Source organism: Vibrio sp. 2130-1 (genome assembly GCF_033339515.1).
Window position 1 is genome coordinate 1 of the sequence record NZ_JAWOUT010000421.1, and the last position, 626, is coordinate 626.

A 626-nucleotide genomic window follows, 5' to 3' on the forward strand; every position below is an offset into this window, starting at 1 on the left:
TACGTTATTCCCGATACGTGCAGATAAACGAGGCATTTCTTGCAGCGGTGTGACTGTTGCGACTTCATAAACAGGTGCGCGAAGGATTTGGCGCAGATAGTCTGCGCCAGATTGATTCGCTTTTTTTTCGGGTTGAGATTCCATCATGGCTAGCCCTCTAGCTTCGATTTATCTCGTACTGCACCTTTGTCAGCACTGGTTGCCATGCTGGCGTACGCTTTTAGGGCGAAAGAAACTTCACGTTGACGATTTGCTGGTTTCCAACCAAGTTCGTCTTGTTTTACGCGGCGCTCTGCAAGTTCCTGTTCAGAGATCTCAAGAGAGATGCTGCGATTTGGAATATCAATCGCAATCAAATCACCGTTTTGAACAAAGCCGATCGCACCGCCATTGGCGGCTTCTGGAGAAGCATGGCCGATAGACAGACCAGAGGTACCACCAGAGAAGCGGCCGTCAGTTAATAACGCACACTCTTTACCTAAGCCCATCGATTTTAGATAAGTGGTTGGGTAGAGCATTTCTTGCATGCCCGGGCCACCTTTTGGACCTTCGTAGCGAATCACAACTACATCGCCCGCTTTCACTTTGCCGCCAAGGATGCCGTCTACCGCATCTTCCTGGCTTTC

1 protein-coding gene is annotated in these 626 nt (G+C 49.7%); it reads right to left on the minus strand.

The features are described from left to right. Positions 1–149: 149 nt before the first annotated feature. The coding region (locus R7Q09_RS26600) for a dihydroxy-acid dehydratase (protein WP_318144001.1) at positions 150–626 on the minus strand (477 nt) is incomplete at its 5' end.